We start from the raw sequence: 9,365 nt of genomic DNA, 5'->3' as shown, positions 1-9,365 counted from the left end.
TTCTACTTTCTTCTGTTCCTCTGCTTTCTTTTGTTCTTCTACTTTCTTCTGTTCCTCTGCTTTCTTTTGTTCTTCTACTTTCTTTTGTCCTTCCGCTTCAATTGCAACGTTTAATTGTTGCTGAAGAGCCTGAATTTGCTCATCAATAGCTTTCAAGCTAATTTCTTTCTCAATATAGTCACGCTTCTCTTTGATACTGCGAAAGCCTTCATTTACATATACGGACACTTGCTGCATCGACTCATCTTTATTTACCTTTAATTCTTCTTGTATTTGATTGTAAGGAGCTTCTATTTCAGTATATACATTTTGCAGAGCTTCCTTCTCAGCAACAATTTTCTCACGCCCTTGTTGCCATACAGAAATCGCCTGTTTTATTTCTTCAATAGAAGTTGCTTCCGATTTCCCCTTCATCGTTCCATACTCACGCTCAATAAACTGTTTATGTTTTTCAGATTGCTCTTTTAACGTATTAACTGTTTTCGGAAATATAATTGCTGTAGAAAGCGTCGCTTCTACTTTCGTTTCATGAATGAACGCCGCTTCTGTATGCGTCATAATTTGAGATCCTAAATAAAACGTAATAGAACACATACACGGCAATATAAGCATCTTTTTAAAATTACGCGGTCTTTTCAGCATCTTAATCTCTCCCATCGAACATTACGTTCTTTATACAGAACATTATCTATATTATAGTAAAGAACTATTAAAATTGATAGACAAATACTAGAAAAATAGAAAAAGGGCTATCCATGTGATAGCCCTTTTTATTATTATCTTTCTTCACCTGCTGTTTGTTGTGCATCAAACGTCCAATTTAATTGTAACTTATCGCCTTGGAATTGATTTTGATCTTTTCCATTATCAACGAACTCAAATTTCACTTTGAATTTATCAGATTTACCTGCTGAAATACCTTTTTCATCCCAGAACCAAGCCGATAAATCATTATCTACAGCTGTAAGTGTGTCACCTTTTAATTTATCTAAAGTAGTTTGTTTCACAATTGTCTCATGCTTATCTACATTTTTTAAGAATGTTACTTTAATATGTTTACCAAAATCATCTTTATTATCTTTCTTTACATCTTCTACATTATAATCTGTTTTCAGTAGAACCTTTTTAATATCTAAAGAACCTTTATTTTCTAGTTTAAATTCTTTTTCAATTGTATCCCCAGGTTTTAAATTCGATACGTTAACAACTGTTGATGGATTTAATGCTAAATCCAGTGTTCCAGCCGCAAATGTATTGTTTGACACTTCTTTATCACTGAAAAATGCAAATGTTCCTCCACCAACTAAAGCTGCTCCTAATACTGCTGATGTAATACCCATTCCTAATTTTTTCTTTAAAGTCATGTCCATATCCCCTTAATATATATTTGTTAACTTCCTAAACGGAAAGTATAACCAAACGAACTAGACGGATTGTTCTACTTTTTTATCTTTCTTTTCTCCGTCAATGCTACGAATAGCACCAAAAATAGAAATAGCGGAATAACCAAGCAAAAAGACTCCTGGAATAATAAGAAGTAATGCTGCTCCTGCTTTCGAATTCGCATAATTCAGTAAATAACCAACATATGGAACTGTAATATCTGCATACTTTCCAACTACATTTTCTGCAAGTACTGGCTCTAAATCTGGTCCGTTGTTGTTATCCCCTTTTGTTTCATACATTACTTTTCCATTTGTATCTTTCACACCGATAATACGGTGAGTGATAATTTTTTGATCTTTCTCTTTAAAGGTAATAACATCACCTTTTTGATATTTAGAACCATCTTTGTTTGGTTCTATTGCAATGATTGATCCTGTTAAAAACGTCGGCTCCATTGATCCTGAAAGAACGCTCTTAAATTGATATCCCATCACTGTCGGATCACCACCGCTTGCTTTTGAAGAAATAACTACAAAAGCTAAAAAAACCATCAATGCAAATAAAACAAATGAGATCGCGTTGCTAATTATCTTCCATATTAATTTCATCGTCTCTCTCCCTCTCCGTTGTTTTATATTATTTGAAGTATGCAATACCCATTGTGTTCTTTAACAAGAACACAAGTAAATGATATAACGAACTTCAAGTTATTGCAATAAGAAAATTTACAATTATTAGTTATTTAAGATATATAAAAAAGACTGTGCAAAAATTTTACACAGTCTTTTTATTAGTAATTTATTTACCTTCTGATTTCATTCCTTTTGTATTTCGGCGCAACACTACATATAAAATTGCTCCAAATAATACAATCGCACCTATCCCAACACTTATTACTTTCATATTTGAGTCTTTTACTTCAGGCATAGTTGTATCTTTTTTAGGCATCGCAAAAGTGACATCTTCTGTTGAAAGAACATTTACCGTCGCAATTGTTTGATTATTTTTCGTAATATCAACTGCACCAACTACCTCACCACGATGTATTCCTTTATGATATAAAGATTCTTTATCTAATGAAGCCGCCCGGAAAATAGTTTTCACATTTTTCCCTTCATCTTTCTTAAGCATAAGCTCTGCACTTTGTTCCAACTCAGAATTAACATCTTTATTTAAATATGTTGTTTTTTGATGCCAATTATGTTTATCAAGCACCATTTGCTTCGTAAATTGACCGAAAGAATATTCCGCCATCTGCTTCAAATCTTCATAAATTTCAGGTCTTTGAGAAGCCATTACTACGCTTATAATACGATTTCCATCTTTCTCATTTAATAAAACAAGTGTATTACGCGCTTCATTCGTAAACCCTGTTTTACCGCCAATGCTATATGGATTTTCAAAAAAATTAGATTTATTAAAAATAGAAACCGTCTGCCTAGACGTCGTAACTGTCGTTCTTTTCGTATTCATCGCTTGTAAAATTTCAGGATACTTTTGCACCCCCTTCGTAATCATAGCCATATCATACGGCGTCGTATAATGGTTCGGATCATGTAATCCATTCGGTGTTACAAAGTGGCTATCTTTCGCCCCTAATTGCTTCGCTTTCTCATTCATCATATTAGCGAAATTCTCAACACTCCCGCCAATCCGCTCCGCAATCGCATACGACACATCATTCGCACTCAGCACCATTAAAATCATAAGCGCAGTATTTCTATTAATTGTCTCTCCAGGTTGAAACTCAATTTGATAATTACTCTTCTCTTGATCTAATGCTAATTGTGAAAATGTAAATTGATCCTCTGGCTTTGTATGCTCCATGAGTAAAATCGCTGTTAACACCTTCGTCGTACTAGCAGGATATGCACGGTGATATGCGTTTTTGTCATACAAAACATCTCCTGTTTTTGCATCAATTGTCGTTGCAAACTGACTAAAAACATTCGGTCCTTCTGCAGGTGGTGGTGCAACTTGTTCTGGATTTACTCCAATATTCGTCTCAGCACGCAATGTCATAGGTGTCAACAAAAACAAACAAATAACTGTAATAAAAACCAAAATTTTCTTAAAATTTACCATATGACTCTCCCTTTTCCATTTACTCCTCTAACAAAATAATAAATCTACCAATCATATGTAATTTGTATTAAACTGGAAGAATTTTCACTATTTTTTACTATATCATATTTTTACGATAAAGAACATAAATATACAATAAAAATAAGAAGGAATTACTCTTTCTTATCCTTCTCATCAATCAACGAATCTATTAACTTTTGACTAGCTTCCTCGGGCGTAATCTCGTCCGTTATCCCCATAAACGACCAACCTTTAGAATCGACCCACTCAACAAACTCTTGTAAAAATTCATCATGTGTAACATCTACATCAAGAATCGAACCATTAATCGAAATCGTTCTATTTTTAGACACGCGCATCTTGAACGTTTTTCTTACCATTACAACTTTTCTCCCTCTACTTCTGAATATTTATAAAGTGAAACTTTAATCAACCCTCACGAATCGGACTTTTACGGCCATCCCGACCCAACCTAACTTCTTTGCTTTTGCTGAATTTCGAGGTAAGGGATCTTACTGCCCGCAAATAGCGAGATAAAATAATCATGTATCTCTGTTATACATGATTTTCAGTAAATTGTAAAAAGGATATATTGGCCAATTTAAATAGCAAAAATGAAAATCTCTTACCTACGTAAACGTAATACGGCATACAATTGCTCATAAATTATTAAATAAATCCATAAAAATATACACTTTAAAACATAATTGAGTAAGCCATTATAGTCTTTTGGAAGATATTATCTAAAATAGTATACTAAACGGATAAAGGATATTTGAATAAAGAAACTGAGGCTTTCTATTTAGCTGGACTCTTAAGTTGTAGACTTAGAGACTGATGCCGGAATTCATATTTAATTTCTATTACTGTACATCATATCGTAAGAAAGAAGGTAGTACTGTGAAAACAACAGAAAATTTTACTGACAGGGCCAATATATATGCAAAATATCGCCCTAGTTATCCTAATGAATATATTGATTACTTGCTTTCAGCTAACCAACTGAAAGGGAATCGGATTGTGGCTGATATTGGTTCAGGTACGGGGATATTTAGCCACCAGCTGCTTGAAAGTGGTTTACATGTTATTGGAGTTGAGCCAAATGATGATATGAGAAAGATGGCTGAGCAATCGTTAAAACTATATTCTCGTTTTCAATCCATAAAAGCAAATGTTGCACTTGTTTGGAATAGTAGAGATTTAACTAGTCCACTTATTAAAGAGAATGCAGAAATTTGCCAGAAAACCTGTCCAAACTTTAAAGGCTTTAGCGGTGGAATAGATGAAACTCCAGAAGTATTTAACAACTTTTTTAAAGATGGAAAGTATGATTTTAAAGAATATCAAAATGATTTACTTTTTGATTATGAAGAGTTTTTGGGAAGGAATTTATCAGCATCTTATGCTCCGAAAGAAAATGACGAACAGTATAAAAATTTTATTTTTCTCCTATCAGAGCTATTCGAAAAATACAGTAAAGATGGAAAAATTATTCTCCCGAATTTAACACGAAGCTATCTAGGCAATGTATAAACAGCCTGATACAAAGAGACTTTGAACGGAATTAAAACAAGCTTAACCCCTCCCTGAATGTAGAACGAGGTTAGGCTTGTTTTGCATTTTACCACATCAAATTCAAATGACTTTCGTACAATAAAGTAGAATATATTAGAAAACACCTTAAACTAAGGAGGAACTCAATGGCGCGTTGTACGTATTGTAAAACGAAGTGGAAAGTAAAAGACGTATGGTCGATACTCTTGGCATTTGAAAAAGATTGTCCGTATTGTTTTGGGAGGCAATATCTATCAAAGAAAACAGTGAACGCTATGCCAGAACTTATAAGCTTACCTTTACACTTCTTGTTCCCTTTTCTTGTTGATTTGAGTGATGAAGGTCCTTTGGATTGGTATCGGAAATAATATAACCTCTACATCCAAAGACTACTTTCTACTAAATTCGCTTCTCATCATTATCCCTTCATACATTACTCTCATAATCGCTTATACTTTCTCTTTTAAAGATCCCATAGCTCAACAGGAAGAGCGTCCCCTGAACAAGATTTATCAATTATGACTTTAATTAACGATGATATATTGTATACTGTTAAACATAAAAAGTTAGCATTAAGTTCCAATTAAATATTAATTGAAACCCAACACTACTTGTATTCTGAATTACAGAATACAAGTAGTGTTTTTTATTATGCATTTTTGCATACAGTATGATTTTTTCTTGTAAATAGATAATAATGGTATATAATAAAATCAACTTTTTACCAATAAAAGGTAATAAAAAGTAGTGGAATAAGCAAATAACCAAAACGTATTAACAGATTTGTTCTATGTAAATCATGATACATATATGGAATCAAAACTATGAAATTTTATGTAGGGATTAGATTACTACAAGATGAAAGATTCATAGCGAATGCACTCGAGGAAAAAAGTGTTCGATTAGATTAATCTTATTAAACTATTTAATGTGACGCCTATCGAACGAATTGAGAATATACTTAGGGGGAATTTCAAGTGAAGGCATTTAGTAAAGTATTATTAACTGGCGCATTAGCTTTAGGCGGTTTAACGGTTATGAACATTGAAACACCAAAAGCACATGCTGACGGAGTAAGCGAGTTCTGTCGTTATATTTGTGGTCCTAGCGAAACGTTGAACGGTGTTACAGTTCAAGTACACGCTACAGAGTACACCTACGGCCAAAATATGATTGCAAAAATCACAAATGATAGAGCTGAAGATGTGCGCTATCGTGTAACTATTGAAAAGAAATGGGCAAGTGGCTGGGGTTACTATGAAACTGACTTCAATTTCGGCTCCGAATTACCAGCTGGAACAAACGAAGAATTTTACAATACAACTGGTTGGGGTGGACAACTTTCAGAAAACGGGGAATATCGTTACAAAGTTGAAATTAAAAATGTTGACGGTTCTGTAGATACAATTTATACAGCTTCAATGACACTTACAGGAAGATAATTCATGAACAAGCTCCATTATTTATGATTGTATTTTTGATAATATCATTAATAATTGCGGTAATATTATTATTAAAATAAGCTCTTCGGAGCTTATTTTTTTATATAAAAATTGGAATAATAATATTCAGAAAATTACATCTTTACACTACTAAAGTTTGTTGCTATTATAGGAATACATCAAATGTTACAATATTCAACAGATTATACAAATCCTCCGATTACACGAATGAAATGAAAACACATTGCTGATGGTAACATTTATAGTTGGGATCCCGTAGCTCAGCAGGGAGAGCGCCACCTTGACAGGGTGGAGGTCGTGAGTTCGAGCCTCTCCGGGGTCATATAAAAAAGAGACACCATATCAACCTTCTACGTGATATAGTGTCTCTTTTTTATCTAATTCAATTACTTCCCACCAAACATCTTCTCCAAAGATTTCGCATTTGCAAACAATACTTCTTTCAAGTTATCGTCAGCAACGATTTTATAGTCGCCATCTTTGTCTTTCTTTAAGTTCAATGTAACTTCGCGAGTTGCCATTGCTGCATCTTTATCCGTTAAGTTTTTGATGATAGTTGAGGTCATTGTTTTTTCGATTGCTTTTTCAGATTGTTCTTTGTCTTCACTAAATGCGCTAGCGAAGGCCATTGGCATAACTTCTCCCACTGCTTTTGTTACAGCAACGGATAGATCAGCAGATGTAATTTTCACTTTCACTTCTGCTTTGTCATCCTTTTTCGATACTTCTTCTAGCTTTTCAAATTTAAAGTTCTTTGTAATTGCACTTAGCATTGCTTTTGCCTCAGCATCATCTGTTTTTTCATTTAGCTTATTAAATTCCTTGTCACTCTCAACAAATGTACGAGCCTTTTCTACATCACCTTTTTGTATCGCTGTTAAAAATTCTTCTGTAGTATCTTTCGGATTTGCACACCCTGCTAAAACACCTGCTGTTAATCCTACTACCATCATTAATAGCAATAATCTCTTTATCTTTTGCACGCTCATTCTCCTCTTATCTTTTCTAGTAAGTCAGCATCATACAATATTATGAAACTGACATTACAAACATTTTTTAGTATAGCATTTATATGATTCGTTTTCTATTAATTCCCAAAAGATAAAGGGCCTTGCAGCATTCCTACAAGGTCCCTCTTCTATCAATCTGTATCCGTAGCACAAATGAACCACATTTTCTGTTCCCTACTATCTAACACCATCCAAGTAACATCCCACGCAACATCGTAAAACCAATCTGTCCAAGGGCGATAGCTTTCGAACACTTTAATATCTTCGTATCGATTTTGGAACATATATTGACATACATTGACTGCTAATTGTTTTGCGATAACTGGTCGTTCCTTAAACCCTTCATATGCTCCGCCCCACAAAATTTGCGCAGCAATGCTACCATCAAGCATAACTGCCAGCTGCTCTTTAAAACGAAACTTATATTTGTCTGATGTATGTATTTTTAACTCTTCTAAGTTATTGATTATATCTAAAGAGTTGAAGATTCTTCTAAAGAAGTGCTCATGTCCATCTTTCGAATGTGGTATTTCTTTAAAAAATTTTCGTTATGCACTTTAAAACAGCTTATTATTGCTCCACCAATTAAGTTTTGTTCCTTAAACGTGTTTATAAGTTGCTCAACAGATGAGTTATTCGTGTCTATTTTTTCAAACGTTCCCTCTTTCCATCTCATAACGCCCACTACTCTCTATTAAAAATTTGTTTCTTCATTATAAATAGCAAAATAAAAACCAGCAACTTTAAGGTTGCTGGCTTAGCTCTTATTCATATTCGAAAAAACAATAACAACTGCTCCAAACAAATAATGCCCTACTACCATCCACATACTCCAATCAAAAATCATAAGCAATAACCAAAGTGATATATTCATAGCAGCAAATAATAAATATAAAATCTCTCTTTTGTATCGCTCCTCTATTCATCAAAATGTAAACAGCACCGATAGGAGGAAAAAGACAAATATTTTTCTTAACACCCACGGATACGAAATTACTGTCTGCATATGAATCCCCTTTTCATCACAATACTTGCTTCAACATCGGCCTCACTACCCTATATTCATCACTATAAGCTTCCTTTATGATTAAAGGCGGGTAATCACTTTTTTCTTCCTCAATCATTGTAAATACTTCTGTTTTCTCTTGTAATGTATTAGATTCTCTATTTTTAGTAGGTTTTCTACTTGTTTTAATTTTCTTTGTTACTTCGCCAAGTTTTTGCCCAACTTCTTTTACTTTGGCTGGTTCATTCGTAACATAGTATTCTTGTTTGTCCCATACTAATATAGGCGGCACTTGTTCTCGTTTGTTACATATTATATAAGTAGTACTAGCTACAAGTAGTAGACAAGTTAATAAATAGAAGATAGTTTTTTTATTCATATACTACACTCCTTATCTATCATTTCATTGGATTATATAATATAAGTCATTTGTAGTAAATGGATTTAGTGGTAATTTTTAGGTTGAATAATAAAGAAAAACCTTACCGAAGTAAGGTTCCGTTTTTACATTCTATAGTGACTGACTTATTAAAACGATCATTACAATAATCGCTATAAACATAACAACTAAACAGCCGATCATTTTATAAAATCCTCGTTTCGTTAACATCCCGCCTTGAACGTCTTTACGAATAAATAAGAATACTGCTAAAAATAATACAAGCCCAATGCCAAAAGCATACATCATTTGCATATGTTAATCTTCCTTTCTCTCTTCCATCTTAATATCTTTTTGCCAAAACAACAAATGAGATAAAGACGGTACTCATTGTAAGTGCCATAAGTATATTCAATAATATAGAAGAAACTTTTTTCAATTTCAGCACGTCTATTTTGAAGCGAAACACGGAACACTGTAAA

General features: G+C 33.5%; 11 protein-coding genes, 1 tRNA gene and 3 pseudogenes. 4 read left to right on the top strand and 11 right to left on the bottom strand.

Translation table 11 applies throughout. The features are described from left to right. The 5 genes from MR107_RS15160 to MR107_RS15140 form a co-directional block, all read right to left on the bottom strand. The coding region (locus MR107_RS15160; protein WP_242292486.1) for a DUF4047 domain-containing protein at positions 1–657 on the bottom strand (657 nt) is incomplete at its 3' end. A gap of 119 nt (positions 658–776) precedes the next feature. Further along, complete coding sequence (locus MR107_RS15155) at positions 777–1,364, bottom strand: CalY family protein (RefSeq protein ID WP_000172852.1); 588 nt, start codon at positions 1,362–1,364, stop codon at positions 777–779. Between the two features lie 60 nt (positions 1,365–1,424). Continuing rightward, on the bottom strand, positions 1,425–1,994 hold the full coding sequence (sipW, locus tag MR107_RS15150; protein ID WP_000767792.1) for a signal peptidase I SipW: 570 nt from the start codon (positions 1,992–1,994) through the stop codon (positions 1,425–1,427). Positions 1,995–2,184: 190 nt separating this feature from the next. After that, positions 2,185–3,471 carry a D-alanyl-D-alanine carboxypeptidase family protein gene (locus MR107_RS15145; RefSeq protein ID WP_048534151.1) on the bottom strand — a complete coding sequence of 429 codons (1,287 nt, stop codon included), beginning with the start codon at positions 3,469–3,471 and terminating at the stop codon, positions 2,185–2,187. 152 nt (positions 3,472–3,623) lie between these two features. Next, the gene (locus MR107_RS15140) at positions 3,624–3,851 is read right to left on the bottom strand and encodes a hypothetical protein (protein ID WP_000251856.1); all 228 of its coding nucleotides are present in this window, start codon (positions 3,849–3,851) and stop codon (positions 3,624–3,626) included. Positions 3,852–4,371: 520 nt separating this feature from the next. Here MR107_RS15140 and MR107_RS15135 point away from each other — a divergent pair. From MR107_RS15135 to MR107_RS15120, 4 genes are all read left to right on the top strand, one after another. After that, complete coding sequence (locus MR107_RS15135; RefSeq protein WP_242292485.1) at positions 4,372–5,004, top strand: class I SAM-dependent methyltransferase; 633 nt, start codon at positions 4,372–4,374, stop codon at positions 5,002–5,004. A 167-nt stretch (positions 5,005–5,171) separates the two neighbouring features. Continuing rightward, entirely contained in the window at positions 5,172–5,393 is a 222-nt protein-coding gene (locus MR107_RS15130; protein WP_000090211.1) for a hypothetical protein, read from the top strand. Between the two features lie 609 nt (positions 5,394–6,002). Next, entirely contained in the window at positions 6,003–6,467 is a 465-nt protein-coding gene (locus tag MR107_RS15125; protein WP_234574390.1) for a hypothetical protein, read from the top strand. Positions 6,468–6,737: 270 nt separating this feature from the next. Continuing rightward, positions 6,738–6,810: transfer RNA gene (locus MR107_RS15120), tRNA-Val, on the top strand. Between the two features lie 64 nt (positions 6,811–6,874). On the opposite strand, the gene MR107_RS15115 is transcribed toward MR107_RS15120, so the two are convergent. The 6 genes and pseudogenes from MR107_RS15115 to MR107_RS31980 all read right to left on the bottom strand — a co-directional run. Further along, positions 6,875–7,471: a DUF4878 domain-containing protein gene (locus tag MR107_RS15115; RefSeq protein WP_001169495.1), complete on the bottom strand. Its 597-nt coding sequence runs from the start codon at positions 7,469–7,471 to the stop codon at positions 6,875–6,877. 158 nt (positions 7,472–7,629) lie between these two features. Next, positions 7,630–8,174: pseudogene (locus tag MR107_RS15110) on the bottom strand (hypothetical protein). 81 nt (positions 8,175–8,255) lie between these two features. Continuing rightward, positions 8,256–8,504 (bottom strand): annotated as a pseudogene (locus tag MR107_RS15105) (hypothetical protein). 16 nt (positions 8,505–8,520) lie between these two features. Next, positions 8,521–8,883, bottom strand: coding sequence for a hypothetical protein (locus MR107_RS15100; protein ID WP_001036584.1), 363 nt, complete (start codon positions 8,881–8,883; stop codon positions 8,521–8,523). A 132-nt stretch (positions 8,884–9,015) separates the two neighbouring features. Further along, a complete protein-coding gene (locus tag MR107_RS15095) occupies positions 9,016–9,198 on the bottom strand; it encodes a DUF3976 domain-containing protein (protein WP_226369052.1) in 183 nt (60 codons plus the stop codon). 28 nt (positions 9,199–9,226) lie between these two features. After that, a pseudogene (locus MR107_RS31980) lies at positions 9,227–9,304 on the bottom strand (permease); the annotation flags it as partial. Positions 9,305–9,365 lie beyond the last annotated feature (61 nt).

Source organism: Bacillus cereus group sp. BfR-BA-01441 (genome assembly GCF_022663075.1).
GTDB lineage: Bacteria > Bacillota > Bacilli > Bacillales > Bacillaceae_G > Bacillus_A > Bacillus_A cereus.
This window is presented reverse-complemented; position numbering and strand designations above follow the sequence as displayed.